Here is a 21,073-nt window from a genome sequence, read left to right as displayed (position 1 = left end):
TTTTCGCCTTTATGACAACATTTTATACCGTAATCAGTTGGCTCATGGTGTTTGGTTACTGGCTGCTTATCGCCGGTGTGACCCTGCGTATTCTGATGAAACGCCGTGCCGTACCGTCAGCGATGGCCTGGCTGCTGGTTATCTACATTCTGCCGCTGTTTGGTATTGTGGCTTATTTATCTTTTGGCGAATTGCACCTGGGCAAACGCCGGGCCGAACGCGCCAAGGCCATGTGGCCCTCTACCGCACGCTGGCTGAGCGAATTAAAAGAGAGCCAGCGGATCTTCGCTACGGAGTACAGCGAGGTTGCCAGACCTCTGTTCCAACTTTGCGATCGCCGTCAGGGGATTGATGGTGTCAAAGGCAACCAACTTCAGCTGCTGACCACGACGGATTCAACGCTGGAAGCGCTTATCCGCGATATTGAGCTGGCTCGCCATAATATAGAGATGGTGTTTTATATCTGGCAGCCCGGCGGATTGGTGGATCAGGTCGCCGAGTCGCTGATGGCGGCCGCGCGCCGGGGCGTACACTGCCGCCTGATGCTGGATTCTGCCGGTAGCCTGCAATTCTTCCGTAGTCCCTATCCCGGCATGATGCGTAATGCCGGTATCGAAGTCGTGGAAGCACTCAAGGTCAACCTGTTCCGTGTGTTCCTTCGTCGAATGGATTTGCGTCAACACCGTAAAGTGGTACTGATCGACAACTATATTGCCTATACCGGCAGCATGAACATGGTGGACCCACGCTATTTCAAACAGGATGCCGGCGTCGGCCAATGGATCGATTTAATGGCACGCATGGAGGGCCCGGTCGCCAGCACCATGGGGATTGTTTATGCCTGCGATTGGGAGATTGAAACCGGTAAACGCATCCTGCCGCCGCCGCCGGACGTCAATATCATGCCGTTCGAACAGGAAAGCGGCCACACGATCCAGGTTATCGCCTCCGGCCCCGGCTTCCCTGAAGAGATGATCCACCAGGCGCTGCTGACGGCCGTTTACTCTGCGCGCGAACAGCTGATCATGACCACGCCTTACTTTGTGCCAAGCGATGACCTGCTGCATGCTATCTGCACCGCTGCCCTGCGCGGGGTGGAGGTCAGCATTATTGTCCCACGCGACAACGACTCGACGATGGTACGCTGGGCCAGCCGCTCCTTCTTCTCCGAACTGCTGGAAGCGGGCGTGCGGATTTATCAGTTCGAAGGCGGTCTGCTGCATACCAAGAGCGTGTTGGTCGACGGTCAGCTCAGCCTGGTGGGTACGGTGAACCTGGACATGCGCAGCCTGTGGCTGAACTTCGAAATCACGCTGGTGATCGACGATGACGGTTTCGGCAGCGATCTGGCCTGTGTGCAGGATGATTATATTGCCCGATCGCAGTTGCTGAACGCACAGGAGTGGCAGAAACGGCCGTTCTGGCATCGGATTGTCGAGCGCCTGTTCTACTTTTTCAGCCCGCTGCTATAAATGCCGTAGCGGGCATGGTTTAATAACGCCAAATCATTTGTGATCGGGATTTAATTATGGATTTGAATAACCGCCTTACTGAAGACGAAACGCTGGAACAGGCTTACGACATCTTTCTGGAACTGGCCGGCGACAATCTGGATCCGGCGGATATTCTGCTGTTCAATCTGCAGTTTGAGGAGCGCGGTGGCGCAGAACTGTATGACCCTGCGGAAGACTGGTCGGAACATGTGGATTTTGACCTGAACCCGGATTTCTTTGCCGAGGTAGTGATTGGTCTGGCAGACAGCGATGGCGAGCCAATCAACGACGTTTTTGCCCGCGTGCTGCTGTGCCGCGAGAAAGACCACAAGCTTTGCCACATCCTGTGGAAAGAGTAACCTTCTGATACTCATATAACCCTGTCGGTCATCGTGACCGGCAGGGTTGCTTACCCTCCTCAGGCCACAATCACCTGAAGATTCGCCGGGAAAACCAGATTCTTCAGTTTCTTCTCCGGATCGCTGGTCACCAACCACGAGATATCTTTTAACTCTGCCACCAGCCCTGTCGCATGGTTATTCAACTTGTGCCCATCGGCAAGGACAATGGTTTTGTTGCTGTTTTTGATCATCTGACGGGCAATGGCGGCCTCGTTCAAATCCTGATCCATCACCCCTGCCTTTGGGCTCACCGCCCCGGCACCGATGACCGCGTAATCCGCATAGAAAGCGCTGATCCCCTGCAATGCCACCGGGCCAATGCACTCCATTTTCGACAGGCCAAACTGGCCACCAATCAGGATCAGGTTAATCGTTGAATTGTCATGGAACAGATTGGCGATCACCGGAGAATTGGTGATGACGGTAAGCTGATTAATACCGGCAATCTGCTTGGCAAACTCCAGCGTCGTAGTCCCGAAGTCGATAAACAGCGAGTCCCCGGGCTTGATCAATTCGGCCGCCTTAATGGCAATGGCCTTTTTATCGTCTTCAGCCAATTTGGCCCGCTGATTAAATTCCAGCTCAAACCCAAACTGAGCGATAACCGCCCCACCATGGATTTTCTTGATGTGTTTCAGCTCTTCAAGCTTATTCAGATCTCTGCGAATGGTTTCCTGAGAAACATTAAAGTCATCAGCCAATTCATTGACGAACACCTGCCCACTATTTTTCAACTTATCGAGAATGATGTTCCTTCGTTCTAATGCGTTTGAGTAATCCATCTTCTGATCCATTATGCTGTTTTTAACATTATAAAAAGTGTGGGTTTGCGGGGCATTTTATTGCTTGGTCGACAATTGTTTACCAACTCCTCACGTGAAGCAACTGCCCATTTCACTTTTCACAGGGCTAAAACCACAGCATAACCACACTGCCAGAAGTCAAAACCAAGATGTTGGTCACAATTAAATCGAAAATTGTGAGTTTGATGTTGATTTAATGTGTAGTGATGATACTAAATAATATAAACGGGCACAATGACAACATATAAACCACAAAATAGACCTGAGGGCTTTATGCTGAACCAACGCTATGCAGCCATTGACCAAGGAACAACAGGAACACGCGTCGTGGTGTTCGGCGAGGACGGAAAACATTTTTCCCCCGCCGCCATCGCGCACAAACAATTAACGCCCAATCCTGGTTGGGTTGAACATGATCCCATGGAGATCCTGCGCAATATTCGCACCTGTCTTAGCCAGTGTGGGGTGGTGGATGCCATTGGCCTGGCGCATCAGGGCGAAAGCGTCGTCGCCTGGGATGCCCAGAGCGGCCTGCCGCTCTATAACGCCATTATTTGGCAAGACCAGCGTACCGAATCCGTTATCCGTCAACTGCGCAATGAAGGTTTTGAAGAGACCATCAGGGCGAAGACCGGCCTGCCGCTGGATACGTATTTTTCCGGGAGCAAGCTGGGATGGATCATGCGCAATGTGCCCGGTGCCCGTGAGCTTTCACGCCGCGGCCATTTGCGACTCGGTACGATGGACAGTTTTTTTATGTTCCACCTGTGCGGGACACATATCACCGATTACAACTCGGCTTCCCGAACCTCGTTATTCAATATTCATACCCTGCAATGGGACGAAGAACTGTGTCGGTTATTTGGCGTTCCAATCGAAGCATTGCCAAACATTCGCGACAATACCGGCCATTTTGGCGACGTGACCTATGCCGGCAATACCACGCCGCTGACGGCCTGCATCGTCGATCAGTTTGCCGGCACTTATGGTCATGGCTGCCTGCAGCCCGGTCAGATGAAAATCACTTTCGGCACCGGCGCGTTTTTGCAATCGATTACCGGACCCAAGGTTCCCGACGCGCAAGGCTCAGGGCTGCTCCCGACATTATGCTGGAAATTACCGGGCGAGCCTCCGCTCTACGGCCTGGATGGCGGCGTCTATAACGCGGCATCGGCCATTAACTGGGCTAAAAAGATCGGCTTGTACAGCGATATCGAGGAGTTCTCCGATTTCCCGGATCAACCGGCCATCGCTCGCGGCTTGGCTTTTATCCCTGCACTCTCCGGCTTGGGTTGCCCCTATTGGGATCGCTCGGCAGCCGGATTATGGGCTGGGATGTCGCTGGAAACCGAACGCAAAGACATGCTGCAGTCCATTCTTGAAGGGATCGCCATGCGCTCGGCCGAGGTGATCTACGCCATGGACAAAGTTCGGCCCATTGGCGACACCATTTCGGTGGACGGTGGCTTATCGGCCAACCTCTACTTTAAGCAGTTCCTTGCCAGCCTGATCCAAAAACGCATCGTTACCCCTGCCAACCGGGAAATTACCGCGCAGGGTGTCGCTTTGCTGGCTCGCAAGGGCTTAGGCAACACCCACCCGATGAACGTCAGAACACAACACGTCACCACTGAGCCTGCAGAACGCGATCTGTCTCCTTATTTTGCAAAATATAAGGACATTATTTCCCGTTCCCGCAACCTGCGCGGCGAATAAATAATAAGAAAACGGAGGCAATTATGTCTGAGATTGGCAACATCATTATCTATATCATTATGGCCGGGACCCTGCTCGGCGCCATGGCTTCGGTGATCAAACCCGAAAGCGGATTGGGCAAAGAATTCGTCAATGGTATTCATTCCATTGGCCCGGTATTTCTGGCCCAGGCCGGTATTATGGCGGCGATCCCGATTCTTTCTTACGCTATTACCTACACCGTCGGCCCTCTGTTCCAATCAATGGGATCGGATGCGTCCATTGCCGCCCTGTCGATTATCGCCGTTGATATGGGCGGCTATCAGTTGGCAGACGCGATCGCGGCTAATCGTGATCAATGGATCACAGCCATGTTGGTTGGCTACACCTCCGGTGCCAGTATCGTCTATTTAATTCCGGTCGGCCTGGTCATGCTGCAGCAAAAAGACCACAAATATCTGGCGCTGGGCGCCATGGCAGGCTTAATCAGCATTCCGTTTGGCGTACTGATTTCATTGATGATCATCACGCTTAATAATATTCCGGTACGGGATATCATTTCTACAGCGTCCCCCGCCAACCACTATTTAAGCATCGACTTCTTCAATGCCTTGCAACTGCTTTCCCCCCTGTTCGTTTTTTGCATCCTGCTGGCGTTAGGGCTGAAATACCGAACCCTATGGATGGTCAAATGCTTTCTGTTCTTTGGCAAGATTATGGATGCCTTTATCAAAATGGTGCTGGCAGCCTGTATTATTCAGCACTTCACCGGGGTCTTTAGCAAAGTTTTTGGCGGTTGGGTGTTCGATCCTCTTTTCGCCGACGAAAAAGAACTTTACCGGGCGATTGAGATTGCCGGCTATATCGGCATCATGCTGGCGGGCACCTTCCCGATTTGCTACCTGTTCCAGAAGTACTGCCAGCGCCCGATGAAGTTTATCGGCCGACAACTTCGGCTCACGGATGCCGGGGCCATTGGCATGGTCATGGTGCTGGCCAACATCATCGCCGTTTATCACCTGTTCAAAGATATGCGTGCCCGTGACAAAGTGCTGTGCGTGGCCTTTGGCATCTGTGCTCAAGCGACCTTAGGCGACCATTTGGCCTTTACCGCCAACTTCCAGCCCACCCTGGTCCTGCCGATTATGGTCGGTAAATTCCTTGCCGGTGCCATTGCCGTGACCATCGCAATCTTTATTTCCGTCCCGGAGGCGCAACGGATGGAGCAGCGCGACGCACGCGAAGAGGCGGCAGCGCAAAACGATCGGCCGACCGTTCCCCTGGCCGTTTAATTTCCCGCTTAATTCCCCAGCAGTGCCTGGTAACCAGGCACTGCTTTCTTTATGTAATCCTATGAGGTTCACCATGCGTAAGATATTCCTTGCCTGCCCCTACAGCCATGCCGATGAGAACGTGGTGCAGGAGCGATTTCTCGCCTGCAATAAAGTGGCAGCCAACATCATCGAGGCCGGTCATGCGGTTTTCAGCCAGGTCACCATGTCGCACCCAATTAATTTGCAGTTGCAAAACACCGATAAAGCAGAGATTGGCAAAATGTGGGCGCCGGTGGATGCGCTGTTTTTAGCCATGATGGAAGAGTTGATTATTTTGGATCTTCCCGGTTGGGATCAAAGCGCAGGCATTAAACGAGAAATTGAGTTCTATCAATCACGCAATCAACGCGTAAGTCTGTGGTCAGAGGTTGAACACGAATTCAAATAGCTCTCTGGGCATCAGAATAAACCAAGCCTGCATATGCAGGCTTTTTCATTGTGCTGAGTGGGGAAAATCGCTATCGGGCGATAACGGTCAAGTGACTGTTCGGTGTGAGATCGGAAATATCGATATTTTTAAGAAGAATGCGACGTTCAGGCAAGCAGCGGTGCTTTCCGCGGTAAAGCTCTTTTTCACCGTCGCGTACGATGATTTCGCCTTTATGGTAACGGTTAACACGGACATTGAGCGTGACGCGATCGGCGGCCAGTGCTGACACGGAAACCCGATTTGGCGCAGCAAGACGGAATACCTCGTCCAGTTGAATAGGAATCTCAAATCGCACGGCGTCATCCTGTTGCAGAGATCGGGTAACTTGCCGACCTACGCGCAACCCTTCCTGGTAACACTGATCGCCCATATCGGCGGGGTGCGTCATATTACCTGCAACATAATAGGCCGGATCGGAACAGCGACCGTGCTGGTCGAACCATGGGCGGCCAGTCTCAGGCTCATAGGCCAAATGGCTGTTACGGATCAGCGTATACTCGCCGGTAAAGCGTCCGGTAAAAATAATGCTGTCGCAGGCCAATTGTTGTGAGCTGCCGTCCGCGGCGGTAAATTCGATACTTTCCACCCGCTCGCCGCCATTGATTTGAGTGATGTGCGCACCCAGATGGAGCTTAACGCCCATAATACGGGCATATAACGCGGCCACGCGGAACGCCGTTGGCCGGGGGTTTTCATCAATCAGAGCCAGCGCCTTGATGCCCGCATTGCGCAGCGTCCAGATAGTGGAAAAGCTGACCAGCTCAGACCCGACGATCACCGGCTTAATGCCCGGCTTGAGTTTTTTCAGATAGATAAACTGCTGTAACGCCCCTGCGGTCAGAACCCCCTGCGGCCTTACGCCGCTGACCAGCCTGGCATGGCGTGGCGTTTCGCGCACGCCCGTGGCAATAATCACGCGTTTGGCACGCAAGGTTTCAAGGCCCCGATCGCCAGAGATGATTACCTCACCGCCGGGCTTGATATTTACCACCGTGGTACCGGTTCTGATTTCACAATTGTTTTGCACCAGATTCAGAATGCGCTCGGCCCAGAGGTGCCCTTTCATCGGCCGGTAGAACGTCTGCATGCCGAACGTAGGATGACGGCAATGGCGCGGTACGCCACCCGCCTGTTTTTCTCTTTCCAACAGCAGAACGCGATTTACGCCTTCATCCCATAAAGCGCGGGCGGCGGCCAAACCGGCCGGCCCGGCGCCAATAATAATCACGTCATATGACTGACTCATTCCACCCTCCCAACGACCAGCGTGTTGTCCAGACGATCGCCCACGATTTCGGCAACCTGATTACTGCAGAAAAAGCCGTTGCAGCGTCCCATCATGACGCGGGTACGGCGACGCAAACCACCGATACATTCAGGCGGTACCGCCGAGTGGAATGCCGCCTCCAGCTCACGCCGCGTGACCAATTCGCAGTGACAGACAATGCCGCCATTGCCCGAACAGGCATAATCACGCGGCTGATAATCAGACAGCATCGGCATCACCGGCCACTGGAGTTCAGCAGGCGGTTGATCGGTAAAGAGTGGGTTAAAATGGTCGTGATAAAGTGTTTCTACATGGGCGGCAATCCCCAACGCAGCCGTCAGCCCGGTAGAACGGATCCCGCCCACGCTGATCCAATTTTCCTGCGGATAGTGATAAATTCGGTACTCTTTCTTTTCCGTTGCCGGCCGTAGCCCAGCGTAGGTGGCGGTCACGCCGTATTGCGTCAAAGTCGGCAACATCCGGCTGCCTTTTTCAATCAGCCCTTTGAGCACCGATTCATCGACATCGGCCCGGTTACGGTCGGTTTGCTCTTCAGCCGTCGGCCCCAGGATCATATTGCCGAAAATGGTTCGACACAGCAGAACGCCTTTGGTGGTGGGCGTTGGAACCGGCAGGATGATGGCATTGATATCCGCCGCGGCGGCTTTGTCATAGACCAGAAACTGCCCTTTCCTTGGGCGGATTTCATAATCCGGTTTCCGCCACAGGCCATCGATCAAATCGCCATGGTTACCCGCACAGTTGATCACCAACTTAGTACGCACGCTGCCTTGGCTAGTCTGCAATAACCAACCTTGCTCATCGCGCGTCGCCTTGGTCACTTCACAGTTAAAACGGTAAGCCCCACCGTGCATTACGGCCTGCGTAACGTAAGCGAGCGGCGCACTCCAGGGATCGATGACATATTCACCGGGGACTAATACCCCACCCAGCACGCCCTCCGCTAATTTTGGCTCTCTCTGGTAAACTTCGGCGGCAGAAATCTGCGCCACGTCCGTCACCCCATTTTCATGTGCCTGTTTCACTATGCCAGGCAGCGCCGCGAGCTGTTCTTCGTTCCAGGCCACCACGATGGCCGTGGTCTGCAACAGCGGAAGGTTCATCTTTTCTCTGATCGCCAAATACTCGTCGTAACCCGCCTGCATGCATTGCAGCTCCAGGCTTCCCGTCGGCGCATCAAAACCGGTATGGAGGATCGCGCTGTTGGCCTTGCTGGCGCCGGACAAGATATCGCCGCCTCGCTCCAGCAATAACGTTTTCGCGCCCATCAGGGTGAAACGTCGGAAAACGGCGCATCCCACTACGCCGCCTCCGATAACTACCACATCAACATTTTCATTTAGCTGTGTCATACGCGTTTTCTCACCACGAAACATGTGATAATAAAACCACATAAACCACACCATTACAACATCAAAACCACATTTTAAAATCGCAAAGGGAACAACAAAAACCATAGATAAATAGAATTACCCATTGAAATTTATTTATTATTTTAAATGAATACGATGAACTTCATTTTTAGCCGCGTGCGTTATTTGTGGTTTTTGTTGGTTTTTCCTTGTGGCGGAAATGCCATAAAAAAAGGGTTCATGCAAACATGAACCCTTCAGGCAACAAAATGGAATGAAATGGCCGTTTACAGCGGATCGACCTTCAGACAGGACACGGCATGGCGGAAGCTGCCTTCCAGCAGCGGACGCGTCTTGGCACATTCCGGCCCGGCGATCGGGCAGCGGGTGCGGAACACGCAGCCAGAGGGCGGGTTGATCGGCGAAGGCAGTTCCCCTTCCAGTAACTGGATCTGCTTTTCCTTCTCCTTGTCCGGATCCGGGATCGGCACCGCCGACATCAACGCTTTGGTGTAAGGATGCTGTGGATTGTGGTACACCTCATCATACGTACCCAGCTCCACCGCATGGCCCAGATACATCACCAACACACGGTCGGAGATGTGTTTGACCACCGCCAGATCGTGGGCGATAAAGATCAGCGACAGGCCCATTTCACGCTGCAGCTGCTGCAGCAGGTTCACCACCTGTGCCTGAATCGACACGTCTAACGCCGAGACTGGTTCATCGCAAATCACCAACTTAGGTTCGAGGATCAAGGCGCGTGCAATGCCGATACGCTGGCACTGACCGCCAGAGAACTCATGCGGATAGCGGTTGATCAGGTTAGGCAACAGACCAACCTTCAGCATCATCGCCTTTACCTTGTCTTTCACTTCCTGACGCGGCATTTTTGGATAATAGGTACGCAGCGGTTCCGCGATGATTTCACCGATGGTCATGCGCGGGTTCAGCGAAGCCAGTGGATCCTGGAAGATCATCTGGATATCACTGCGGGTTTTGCGCCAGTCGACATCGCTCATGCCAAGCAGGTCTTTACCCAACCAGGCCACGCGGCCGCTGGTAGCCTTCACCAAGCCGATAATGGCGCGGGCGAACGTCGATTTGCCACAGCCTGATTCGCCCACCACGCCCAGGGTTTCCCCTTCGAACAGGCGCAGCGTCACGCCATCAACGGCCTTGAGCGTTTTTGGCGGCTGCCAGAACCACTGTTTGTCATCATGAATGTCGAAGTGCACTTTCAGATCGGCCACTTCGAGCAGCACTTTCTTGTCGGTTACCGCAGTCATACCAACGCCTCCACCGGTTTAAAGCAGGCGCGCAGGCGCCCTTCACCAAACTGCTCCAATGGCGGAGCGCTCGAACATTGCGCCATCGCGTACGCACAACGCGGTTGGAACGGACAGCCCTTCGGCAGGCGCAGCAGATTCGGCGGGTTGCCGGGAATGGTCATCAGCGCTTCGCCTTCGGCGTCCAGACGCGGTACCGCATTCAGCAAACCAATGGAATAAGGATGGCTCGGGTGATAGAACACATCCCGTGCGCTACCGTATTCCATGGTACGTCCGGCATACATCACCAAGACCTTATTACAGATACCGGCCACAACGCCCAGGTCGTGGGTGATCATGATGATCGCGGTATTGAACTCGCGCTTCAGCTCGTTCAGCAGCGTCATGATCTGCGCCTGCACCGTCACATCCAATGCGGTGGTCGGCTCATCGGCAATCAGCAGCTTGGGCCGGCACAGCAGTGCCATGGCGATCATCACGCGCTGGCGCATGCCGCCGGAAAACTCATGCGGGTACATGCGCATGCGCTTGCGCGCTTCCGGCATTTTGACCGCATCTAACATGCGAACCGACTCTTCGAAAGCTTCGCTTTTGCTCATGTTTTTATGCAGCATCAGCACTTCCATCAGCTGCTCACCAACGCGCATATAAGGGTTGAGCGAGGTCATCGGGTCCTGGAAAATCATCGAAATTTCTTCTGCCCGCAGCTTGTTGAGCTGTTTTTCCGGCAGGTTGAGGATTTCACGACCGTTAAATTTGGCCGAACCGCCAATGCGGCCATTGCTGGCCAGCAGTCCCATCAACGCGAAGGCGGTCTGGGATTTGCCGGAACCGGATTCGCCCACGATACCCAGCGTTTCACCGGCGCGCAGATCAAAATTCAGATCGTTCACTGCCGTCACGTCACCGTCCGGGGTGCCGAAGGTCACGCGCAGATCTTTTACATCCAGCAACAGCGACGACTTCACGCTGCCGGCGGTTTGCAACTGCGGATTTTCAATGGTGCTCATGATTGCACTCCTTAACGATCTTTCGGGTCGAGGGCGTCACGCAGGCCATCGCCGATAAAGTTGAAACAAAACAGAGTGACAACCAGGAAACCCGCCGGGAACAGCAGCAACCACGGTGAAACTTCCATCGAGTTGGCGCCATCGCTCAGCAATGCACCCCAGCTGCTTAACGGCTCTTGCGTACCCAGCCCCAGGAAGCTGAGGAAAGATTCGAACAAGATCATGCTCGGTACCAGCAGTGAGGCGTAAACCACCACCACACCCAGCACGTTCGGCACGATATGGCGCAGCACGATGTTGCGGCTCGAAACCCCACACACCAACGCCGCTTCGATAAATTCTTTACGCTTCAGGCTCAGAGTTTGGCCACGCACGATACGCGCCATATCCAGCCACGACACCATGCCGATAGCGACAAAGATCAGCAGGATATTCTGCCCGAAGAAGGTCACCAGCAGGATCACGAAGAACATGAACGGGAAGGAGTTGAGGATCTCCAGCAGACGCATCATCACCGAGTCGATTTTACCACCCAGGTAACCCGACATTGCGCCGTACAGGGTGCCAACAATCACCGCCACCAGCGCAGCCGACACGCCAACCATCAGCGAGATACGCCCGCCAATTGCCACGCGCACCAGCAGATCGCGCCCCGACGAGTCCGTACCGAAGTAGTGCGCCGATTCGAGACTTGGTGCGGCCGACATCATCGCCCAATCGGTATCGTCATAGGCAAACTGCGACAGCCACGGCGCCGCAATCACAAACAGAGTAATCAAAGCCAATACGAACAGGCTGCTGAGCGCCGCCCGGTTGTGCACAAAGCGGCGACGGGCATCCTGCCACAGGCTGCGTCCTTCCACTTCGAGCTTCTCGCTGAAGTTCTCCAGAGCCTCGCTGTTCTTTTTCGTCAACATCATTTGCGTGCTCCAGCTTAATAACGAATTTTTGGATCGATAACGGCGTACAGCACGTCCACGATCGCGTTAAACAGGATAGTCAGAGCGCCAACCAGAATGGTCAGACTCAATACCAAAGAGTAGTCGCGGTTAAGCGCGCCGTTAACAAACAGCTGGCCGATACCCGGCAGGCCGTAAATGGTTTCGATAACCATTGACCCCGTGATGATGCCGACAAACGCCGGGCCCATATAGGAAAGCACGGGCAATAACGCAGGCTTCAACGCATGGCGCAATATAATGCGGCGCATAGGCAAACCCTTGGCGCGCGCGGTACGGATAAAGTTTGAATGCAGCACTTCAATCATCGAGCCACGCGTGATACGGGCGATACTGGCGATATAGGCCAACGACAGCGCCACCATTGGCAAGATGATAAATTTCGGTGCCCCGCCGTTCCAGCCCCCACCCGGCAGCCATTTCAGCGTGATGGCGAAGATCAGTACCAGTAACGGCGCCACCACGAAACTGGGGATCACCACCCCGGTCATGGCAAAACCCATCACCGTATAGTCCCATTTGGTATTTTGATTCAGCGCAGCCACCACACCGGCGCTAACCCCCAGGATCACCGCCAGCAAAAATGCGGCCAGGCCCAGTTTGGCAGAGACCGGGAATGAAGCAGCCACCAGATCGTTGACCGAATAATCTTTATATTTGAATGAAGGGCCAAAATCGCCCTGCGACAGCTGGGCCAGATAATGGCCGTACTGTTTCCAGATAGGATCGTTCAAATGATATTTGGCTTCGATGTTGGCCATCACTTCCGGCGGCAACGCGCGTTCGCCGGTAAATGGGCTGCCGGGCGCCAGGCGCATCATAAAGAAGGAGATGGTGATCAGAATAAATAGTGTCGGGATCGCTTCCAATAAGCGACGAAATATAAATTTAAGCATTGCCCTAACCCTGTGTTGCAGCCTGATAACGGCTTATTATTCACAACATGGGCCGGCGGTTAACACCGCCGGCACTTACCGTATCAATGCTTGATGATGTACAGGTTTTTATCGTATACGTTATCAAGCGGGTCTTTACCGGTGTAACCCCCAACATAAGGTTTCACCAGACGGGCATTCACGTAGTAATAAACCGGAACGATGGCAGAATCTTTATCCAGCTGAACTTCGGCTTTCTGATACAGCTCGGCACGTTCTTCTTTGGTTTTCGCCGTCAGCACATTGGCCATCAGCTTATCGAATTCGGCGCTCTTATAGTGCGGGGTGTTACTGCTGCTGTCAGACAGCATCATGTTCAGGAACGAGCTAGGTTCGTTGTAGTCTGCACACCAGCCGGCACGCGCAACGTCGTAGGTCCCCTGATGGCGGGTATCCAGGAAGGTTTTCCACTCCTGGTTCACCAACTTCACATCCACACCCAGGTTTTTCTTCCAGATGGAGGCTGCGGCAATCGCCAGCTTCTTATGCAGATCTGAAGTGTTGTACAACAGGGAGAAGGTCAGCGGTTTGCCTGGGCCATAGCCTGCATCGGCCAGCAGCTTTTTCGCCACTTCATTGCGTTTTTCTTGCGTCCAGCTGAACCACTCAGGCGGAGTCAGTTTGGCGCCGTCGGTGTATGGTGGTGTGAAGCTGTAAGCCGGCAGATCGCCCTGGTTTTTCACTTTATTGGTGATGATGTCGCGATCCAGACCCAATTTCAGCGCTTCACGCACGCGTGCGTCGGTAAATGGCGCTTTCTGGTTGTTGATTTCGTAGTAGTAGGTACACAGATAAGGATCTACGTGAACCTCTTTCGGGATCTCTTTTTTCAACTTCTGGAACAGTTCGATCGGCATGTTGTTATAGGTCATGTCGATTTCGCCGGTGCGGTAACGGTTAACGTCGGTCACTTCCGAAGAAATTGGCAGGAAGGTCACTTTGTTGATGATGGTTTTCGCGTTATCCCAATATTCCGGGTTACGTTCCAGCACAATACGTTCGTTAACCACCCAATCTTTCAGTTTGTAAGCGCCGTTGCTGACGTAGTTGGCCGGTAAGGTCCACTTCTCGCCAAACTTCTCGACGGCTTCTTTATATACGGGCTTCATCGCATAGTGCGGCGTCATTTCAACCAGGTATGGCACCGGCTCGGTCAGAGTCACCTGGAAGGTATGGTCATCAATGGCTTTCACGCCCAGGGTAGACTTATCTTTCTTGCCGGCGATGACGTCATCCACGTTTTCTACGTGGGCATATTGCAGGTAGCTGGCATAAGGTGATGCGGTTTTTGGATCCACCACGCGCTGCCAGCTATACACGAAATCTTGCGCCGTGACCGGCTTGCCGTTCGACCATTTTGCGTCTTTACGCAGATGGAAGGTCCAGACTTTAAAATCTTTGTTATCCCAGCTTTCCGCTACGCCCGGGACAATGGAACCATCCAGGCCGTTGTTGGCCAGGCCTTCCATCAGATCGCGCGTTACGTTGTTTTCAGGTACGCCTTCGATTTTATGCGGGTCGAGCGATTGCACTTCCGAACCGTTGTTCTTAACGATCTCTTGTTTGTCCGCCAGTTGCACGCCCGCCGGCACGTCGGCCGCAAAAGCACTTCCGGTTGCTGTGATACCCAGCGCGGCAATAATGCCGGCCGCAAGGATGGTTTTTTTCGTGATGTTGGTCATGTGTATACTCCAGTTTTTATTATCACAGGCTCATCGTGGAGCCTGCGTTGCCCGTGAGCGGACCTTGTTATACCGGCTGCCGCTGAACGAATACGGCAGGCGGCCTTCCCTGTATTACTCCACCGCTGATGGCGTGGCGTAATACCCCTCGTTACTGCTTGATGATGTACAGATTTTTCACATCGGTGTAGTCCAGCGGATCTTTACCGGTAAAGCCCCCCACCGACGGTCTGATCAGGCGGGCGCTGACGCGGTAATACACCGGAATCAACGCCGAATCTTTATCTAACTGAGCTTCTGCCTGCTGATAAAGGGCGGCGCGTGTAGCCTCGTCCGGCGCTTTTAGCGTGCCGCCCATCAGGGCGTCAAACGCCGGGCTCTTGTAAAAAATGGTGTTGATGCTGCTGTTGGAAAGCACCAGATTGAGGAATGCGCTCGGCTCGTTATAGTCACCGCACCAGGTGGCACGCGCTATGTCGTACTGACCCTGATGGCGGCTTTCAAGCGAGGTTTTCCATTCTTGATTGCGCAGTGTCACCTCAGCGCCGAGGTTTTTCTTCCACATCGAAGCGGCGGCGATCGCCTGCTGCTTATTTTGGTCGGAGGTGTTGTACAGCAGCGTGAACTTAAGCGGTTTGGCGGCGCTGAAACCGGCTTGCTCCAGCAGCTTCCTGGCCTCGGCATTGCGCTGTTCCTGGCTCCAACTCGCCCACGCCGGCGCGGTGAATTTGGCGCCCTCAGTAAAGGTTGGGGTGAAACTGAACGCCGGGATCTGCCCCTGGCCCATGATTTTGTTGGCGATAATGTCGCGGTCCAGCGTAAGTTTCACGGCAGCGCGCACTCGCGGATCGGTAAAGGGCGCACGCTGGTTGTTAATCTCGTAATAAAAGGTGCACAGATAAGGGTTAACGTGCAATTGCTCAGGGATCTCTTTCTTCATCTTCGCGAACAGGTTCGGCGGGATGGCGCTGTTGGTGATATCAATTTCACCACTGCGGAAGCGGTTAACGTCACTGACCTCGGAGGCGATCGGCAAGAACGTCGCCTTATCGATCACCGTTTTCTTGTTGTTCCAATAGCTCGGGCTGCGTTCAAGCACAATACGCTCATTCACCACCCACTCTTTCAAGCGATAGGCTCCATTGCCGACATAGTTCGCCGGTAGCGTCCATTTCTCGCCAAACTTCTCGATCACCGAACGTTTTACCGGCTTCAGCGAGGTGTGGCTCAGCATGCTAATGAAGTAAGGCACCGGTTCGCTCAGCGTGACCTGCAGCGTTTTATCATCGATGGCTTTAATGCCCAGGCTTTGCGGCCCTTTCTTGCCGGTCAGGATGTCGTCGATATTTTCAATTTTTGCGTACTGCAGATAGCTGGCGTAAGGCGAGCCGGTTTTCGGATCGGCCAGGCGCTGCCAGCTATAAACGAAGTCCTGTGCGGTAACCGGGGAGCCGTCGCTCCACACCGCGTCCGGACGCAGGTGGAAAGTCCAGGTTTTGAAATCCTGATTTTCCCATTGGGCTGCCGCCGCCGGTACCACATGCCCATTGGCATCGGTGCTGACCAGCCCTTCCAACAGGTTAAGAATAATATTACTTTCCGGTATCCCCTCGACCTTATGCGGATCCAACGAAGCCACTTCCGTGCCGTTGTTAATTACAATGTTCTGCTGCTGAGCCAATTGCACTCCGGCCGGAACGTCGGCCGCCTGAGCAGAATATACGGCGCTGATACTCAGCAAGCCGGCAATGAACATAGCCAATGGAGTGCGCTTTCGGGTTTGCTGCATGGTCGAGGCTCCTTTTCACCAACAAGCATTGCTTATCGATATTCGTGAAGTATTTATAAGAATTCTAAATAAACAGACACCAGCAAAAATCATTCCCACTTTGACGACGCAATCGCGTTAATTGCGCGTAGAAAGTTGCTCGGAAATTAGCAGAAGGCAAATTCCATAGCCAATAATTTTTACAGAAATGTTAAGCAATTCTCTTTTATTGCATCAAGCCCGATCTGTACCCCCCGGACGAGGGTGACAGTTGCACAACATAACTAATTGATTTTAATCAGATAAAATAAAGCAAGCCTTATCCTGACGGCACGAAGCAAACTGGCAAAACAGACAAAGAAACATTCAGTTAACAAACCAGCCGTTCAAAGAACAAACACCTGCTTATGTGCGGTTAATCACTAATAACACCTGGATGAAAGCGAGACAAGCCCTACAGAATGATGTGATTAAATTAACAGCGGATTTGATGTTAGGAGGCAGAAAAAGGGCAAAAACTGGGGAGGATAAGGGGTAAAAACAACGCTTAGCGTTTTTATTGAGCAACAAATTGAGATTTATGCCACATCCTGGTGCAAGTGAATAAAATTCATTCATATTGCGCACTATATTAATGCGAACCAATAATTGATTTTAATTTTTAAAATTAATTTGAGTCGCGAATCGCCCTATTCACGACTCCGTCGCCGGATTACAACAGTCCCGGGAATATGGCCTTAATACCGGTAACGATAAATTCGATACCCAAAGCCATCAGCAATAAACCCATGATTCGGGTGATGACGTTAATGCCGGTTTGCCCCAATAAACGCACCAACAAAGGCGCGGCCCGGAACAACAGCCAACAACAAAAGGCAAACAACGCGATAGCAAGAGTAAAGCCCAACAGGTTCTGCCAGCTATGGTAGCGGGAACTCCAAACGATGGTGGAGCTGATCGCACCCGGCCCGGCCATAAGCGGTAATGCCAGCGGCACGACGCCAATGCTTTCGCGGATCGCGCTTTCTGATTTTTCCTGTTTGTTCTGTTTGTCTTCCCCCAGTTTGCCGCTGATCATCGACATCGCAATGGTAACCACCAGGATGCCACCGGCAATGCGGAAGGAATCGATTGAGATGCCGAACATGCGCAAAATCCCTTCCCCCAAAAATAGTGAGGTCCACAGGATAATGGCGACCGACAGATTGGCGGTCAGGTTGGTTTTGTTGCGCCCGGCAGCTGCCTGGTAGCTGGTCATGCTGATAAATACCGGCAAAATGCCCACCGGGTTCACCAGCGCAAACAGGCCGACAAAAAATTTAATGTAGCCGGAAAAATCCAACAGAGATTGGCCCACAAATGACTCCGCTTTAATAGCTTTAAAAGTGACACTGCCTACGCGCGCTAATGTAATGGAATTACCACAGGTTATCCATTGGTCATCAGCAGGATTTTTATCTATTAATGCGTGTATTGATAAAGCAAATCACCATTGTTAACGCAATGTACGGTTTATGATTTTTTATGTTGAAAAAAGTGCCTGACATCGCAGTTATTAAGAATGGTTCTCAAAAACCATGGCTGAATGGTGTCAGCATGCGATTTTTTTGATTTAAATCACATAATCACTACCCAAGAGTAGTTAAGCTCTTAGTCGTAGTCAGGGAGTAGAACAGGTTAAGGAAAAAGTGGCATCTCTGTTCGGCCCGCTGTCTTCTCCTGCTGAGGCATCGGGTAAAGCTCTTTAAGCAAATCAGCAACATGCAGCACAAAAAGATGGGAAACCTTTGTTTTTAAAACAGCATTTTCCACCGATCTGTCTATACTAGTTGCTCGCACGGCTGATTTACTGAAAGAGTTTAACATTATCAGGAGAGCATTATGGCTGTAACAAATGTCGCTGAACTGAACGAGCTAGTTGCACGTGTCAAAAAAGCCCAGCGCGAATATGCCAACTTCACTCAAGAGCAAGTTGATAAAATTTTCCGCGCTGCTGCCCTCGCCGCTGCCGATGCCCGTATTCCTCTGGCTAAAATGGCCGTTGAAGAATCCGGTATGGGTATCGTTGAAGATAAAGTGATCAAGAACCACTTCGCATCAGAGTTTATCTATAACGCCTATAAAGATGAAAAAACCTGCGGTATCCTGTCTGAAGACGATACTTTCGGTACCATCACCATCGCCGAGCCTATCGGCCTGATTTGCGGTATCGTGCCCACCACCAACCCAACTTCCACGGCCATTTTCAAAGCGTTAATCAGCCTGAAAACCCGTAACGGCATCATCTTCTCTCCGCACCCACGTGCGAAGAACGCCACCAACAAAGCGGCTGATATCGTGCTGCAGGCAGCGATTGCCGCCGGTGCGCCAAAAGACATCGTCGGCTGGATCGATCAACCTACCGTTGAACTCTCCAACCAGCTGATGCACCACCCTGACATCAACCTGATCCTGGCCACCGGTGGCCCAGGCATGGTGAAAGCAGCCTACAGCTCCGGCAAACCGGCCATCGGCGTGGGTGCGGGTAATACCCCGGTAGTGGTTGACGAAACGGCGGATATCAAACGCGTCGTGGCCTCTATTCTGATGTCTAAAACCTTCGACAGCGGTGTGATTTGCGCCTCTGAGCAATCCGTCATCGTGGTTGACTCCATCTATGACGCAGTGCGCGAACGTTTCGCTTCCCATGGCGGCTACATGCTGCAGGGTAAAGAGCTGAAAGCCGTACAGGACATCATCCTGAAAAACGGTGGCCTCAATGCGGCTATCGTCGGTCAGTCAGCACCGAAAATCGCTGAAATGGCAGGCATCAAAGTCCCGGCAAGCACTAAAGTGCTGATCGGTGAAGTGAAGCTGGTCGATGAGTCAGAACCTTTCGCTCACGAAAAACTGTCGCCAACGCTGGCTATGTATCGCGCCAAAGACTTTGAAGACGCCGTCAGCAAAGCGGAAAAACTGGTCGCCATGGGCGGTATCGGTCACACCTCTTGTCTGTACACCGACCAGGATAACCAGCCGGAACGCGTAGCCTTCTTCGGCGACAAGATGAAAACCGCGCGTATCCTGATCAACACCCCTGCTTCTCAGGGTGGGATCGGTGACCTGTACAACTTCAAACTCGCTCCGTCTCTGACGCTGGGCTGCGGTTCCTGGGGCGGTAACTCCATCTCTGAAAACGTCGGTCCAAAACACCTGATCAACAAGAAAACTGTAGCGAAGCGAGCAGAAAACATGTTGTGGCATAAACTTCCGAAATCAATCTACTTCCGCCGTGGCTCACTGCCAATCGCGCTGGAAGAAGTAGCGACCGACGGGGCAAAACGCGCCTTCATTGTGACCGACCGCTACCTGTTCAACAACGGCTATGCAGACCAGATTACCTCCGTTCTGAAATCGCACGGCATTGAAACAGAAGTATTCTTTGAAGTTGAAGCGGATCCAACGCTGTCCATCGTGCGTAAAGGCGCTGAACAGATGAACTCCTTCAAGCCAGACGTGATCATCGCGCTGGGCGGCGGTTCACCGATGGATGCTGCGAAGATCATGTGGGTGCTGTACGAACACCCTGAAACCCACTTCGAAGACCTGGCGCTGCGCTTTATGGATATCCGTAAACGCATCTACAAGTTCCCGAAAATGGGCGTGAAGGCAAAAATGATTGCCGTCACCACCACCTCAGGTACCGGTTCAGAAGTTACGCCGTTTGCAGTAGTGACCGACGACGTAACCGGCCAGAAATATCCTCTGGCGGATTATGCATTGACACCAGACATGGCGATTGTTGACGCCAACCTGGTCATGAACATGCCGAAATCCCTGTGCGCCTTCGGTGGCTTGGATGCGGTAACTCACGCGCTGGAAGCTTATGTTTCAGTCCTGGCGAACGAATACTCCGACGGTCAGGCGCTGCAAGCGTTGAAACTGCTGAAAGAGTATCTGCCAACCAGCTATAAAGAAGGTGCCAAGAACCCGGTAGCCCGTGAGCGCGTGCACAATGCTGCGACCATCGCCGGTATCGCGTTCGCCAACGCCTTCCTCGGGGTTTGCCACTCAATGGCCCACAAACTGGGCTCCGAGTTCCACATCCCACACGGTTTGGCCAACGCCATGCTGATTTCCAACGTCATTCGCTATAACGCGAACGACAACCCAACTAAGCAAACGGCTTTCAGCCAGTACGACCGCCCACAAGCGCGTCGCCGCTACGCTGAAATCGCTGACCATCTGGGCCTGAGCGCACCGGGCGACCGTACCGCACAGAAAATCGAGAAGCTGCTGACCTGGCTGGACGAAATCAAGGCCGAACTGGGCATCCCTGCTTCAATCCGCGAAGCCGGCGTGCTCGAAGCCGATTTCCTGGCGAAAGTAGACAAGCTGTCTGAAGACGCCTTTGATGACCAATGTACCGGCGCTAACCCTCGTTATCCGCTGATTGCTGAACTTAAGCAAATCATGCTGGATACCTTCTACGGCCGTAAATTCAGCGAAGCGGTTGATGAAGAGGTTCTGGCCGCACCGGTTGTCGCCAAGACGGTAAAGAAGACCAAAAAATAACGGTTCATTGAGTTGAGCCAACAAAAAACCGCCGAAAGGCGGTTTTTTTATGCGGTGATATTATTCATCAATCCGGT

Annotated in this window: 16 protein-coding genes; 6 read left to right on the top strand and 10 right to left on the bottom strand. The window is 52.9% G+C overall.

Going from position 1 to position 21,073, the window contains the following annotated elements; all coding sequences use genetic code 11:
- Nucleotides 1-11 precede the first annotated feature (11 nt).
- Both cls and ACMGG1_RS10325 read left to right on the top strand, forming a co-directional pair.
- Nucleotides 12-1,472: a cardiolipin synthase gene (gene cls, locus ACMGG1_RS10330; RefSeq protein ID WP_041414608.1), complete on the top strand. Its 1,461-nt coding sequence runs from the start codon at nt 12-14 to the stop codon at nt 1,470-1,472.
- 56 nt (nt 1,473-1,528) lie between these two features.
- A complete protein-coding gene (locus ACMGG1_RS10325) occupies nt 1,529-1,852 on the top strand; it encodes an HI1450 family dsDNA-mimic protein (RefSeq protein ID WP_004945300.1) in 324 nt (107 codons plus the stop codon).
- A 59-nt stretch (nt 1,853-1,911) separates the two neighbouring features.
- Here ACMGG1_RS10325 and ACMGG1_RS10320 read toward each other — a convergent pair whose 3' ends face one another.
- On the bottom strand, nt 1,912-2,676 hold the full coding sequence (locus ACMGG1_RS10320) for a DeoR/GlpR family DNA-binding transcription regulator (protein WP_020827176.1): 765 nt from the start codon (nt 2,674-2,676) through the stop codon (nt 1,912-1,914).
- A 294-nt stretch (nt 2,677-2,970) separates the two neighbouring features.
- Between ACMGG1_RS10320 and ACMGG1_RS10315 the strand changes: the two genes are divergently transcribed.
- The 3 genes from ACMGG1_RS10315 to ACMGG1_RS10305 all read left to right on the top strand — a co-directional run bounded on the left by ACMGG1_RS10315 (nt 2,971) and on the right by ACMGG1_RS10305 (nt 6,114).
- The gene (locus tag ACMGG1_RS10315; protein ID WP_414161347.1) at nt 2,971-4,413 is read left to right on the top strand and encodes an FGGY family carbohydrate kinase; all 1,443 of its coding nucleotides are present in this window, start codon (nt 2,971-2,973) and stop codon (nt 4,411-4,413) included.
- Nucleotides 4,414-4,436: 23 nt separating this feature from the next.
- The gene (gene eutH, locus ACMGG1_RS10310) at nt 4,437-5,684 is read left to right on the top strand and encodes an ethanolamine utilization protein EutH (protein ID WP_020827178.1); all 1,248 of its coding nucleotides are present in this window, start codon (nt 4,437-4,439) and stop codon (nt 5,682-5,684) included.
- Between the two features lie 73 nt (nt 5,685-5,757).
- Nucleotides 5,758-6,114 (top strand): DUF1937 family protein, encoded by a 357-nt coding sequence (locus tag ACMGG1_RS10305; protein ID WP_128864684.1) that lies wholly within the window; start codon nt 5,758-5,760, stop codon nt 6,112-6,114.
- Between the two features lie 70 nt (nt 6,115-6,184).
- On the opposite strand, the gene ACMGG1_RS10300 is transcribed toward ACMGG1_RS10305, so the two are convergent.
- From ACMGG1_RS10300 to ACMGG1_RS10260, 9 genes are all read right to left on the bottom strand, one after another.
- Complete coding sequence (locus tag ACMGG1_RS10300) at nt 6,185-7,402, bottom strand: FAD-dependent oxidoreductase (RefSeq protein WP_414161346.1); 1,218 nt, start codon at nt 7,400-7,402, stop codon at nt 6,185-6,187.
- Nucleotides 7,399-8,796: an NAD(P)/FAD-dependent oxidoreductase gene (locus ACMGG1_RS10295; RefSeq protein ID WP_130016747.1), complete on the bottom strand. Its 1,398-nt coding sequence runs from the start codon at nt 8,794-8,796 to the stop codon at nt 7,399-7,401. The genes ACMGG1_RS10300 and ACMGG1_RS10295 overlap by 4 nt, the downstream gene beginning before the upstream one ends.
- Before the next feature lie 287 nt (nt 8,797-9,083).
- Nucleotides 9,084-10,085, bottom strand: coding sequence for a murein tripeptide/oligopeptide ABC transporter ATP binding protein OppF (oppF, locus tag ACMGG1_RS10290; RefSeq protein WP_020827182.1), 1,002 nt, complete (start codon nt 10,083-10,085; stop codon nt 9,084-9,086).
- On the bottom strand, nt 10,082-11,098 hold the full coding sequence (locus tag ACMGG1_RS10285) for an ABC transporter ATP-binding protein (protein WP_020827183.1): 1,017 nt from the start codon (nt 11,096-11,098) through the stop codon (nt 10,082-10,084). Before ACMGG1_RS10285 ends, oppF begins: the two co-directional genes overlap by 4 nt.
- Before the next feature lie 11 nt (nt 11,099-11,109).
- Complete coding sequence (gene oppC, locus ACMGG1_RS10280) at nt 11,110-12,018, bottom strand: oligopeptide ABC transporter permease OppC (protein WP_020827184.1); 909 nt, start codon at nt 12,016-12,018, stop codon at nt 11,110-11,112.
- Nucleotides 12,019-12,032: 14 nt separating this feature from the next.
- Complete coding sequence (gene oppB, locus ACMGG1_RS10275) at nt 12,033-12,953, bottom strand: oligopeptide ABC transporter permease OppB (RefSeq protein WP_020827185.1); 921 nt, start codon at nt 12,951-12,953, stop codon at nt 12,033-12,035.
- 83 nt (nt 12,954-13,036) lie between these two features.
- Nucleotides 13,037-14,674 (bottom strand): oligopeptide ABC transporter substrate-binding protein OppA, encoded by a 1,638-nt coding sequence (gene oppA / locus ACMGG1_RS10270; protein ID WP_020827186.1) that lies wholly within the window; start codon nt 14,672-14,674, stop codon nt 13,037-13,039.
- A 151-nt stretch (nt 14,675-14,825) separates the two neighbouring features.
- Nucleotides 14,826-16,463, bottom strand: coding sequence for an ABC transporter substrate-binding protein (locus ACMGG1_RS10265; RefSeq protein WP_410528762.1), 1,638 nt, complete (start codon nt 16,461-16,463; stop codon nt 14,826-14,828).
- Between the two features lie 691 nt (nt 16,464-17,154).
- Entirely contained in the window at nt 17,155-17,799 is a 645-nt protein-coding gene (locus ACMGG1_RS10260) for a YchE family NAAT transporter (protein ID WP_020827188.1), read from the bottom strand.
- Between the two features lie 524 nt (nt 17,800-18,323).
- Here ACMGG1_RS10260 and adhE point away from each other — a divergent pair.
- Entirely contained in the window at nt 18,324-20,996 is a 2,673-nt protein-coding gene (gene adhE / locus ACMGG1_RS10255) for a bifunctional acetaldehyde-CoA/alcohol dehydrogenase (protein ID WP_020827189.1), read from the top strand.
- Nucleotides 20,997-21,073: the final 77 nt, after the last annotated feature.

The organism is Serratia sp. BNK-12, from assembly GCF_047456085.1.
In the GTDB taxonomy this organism is placed as follows: Bacteria; Pseudomonadota; Gammaproteobacteria; order Enterobacterales; family Enterobacteriaceae; genus Serratia; species Serratia liquefaciens.
The sequence above is the reverse complement of the archived record's forward strand: the minus strand, read 5'-3'. Positions and strand labels throughout refer to the sequence as shown.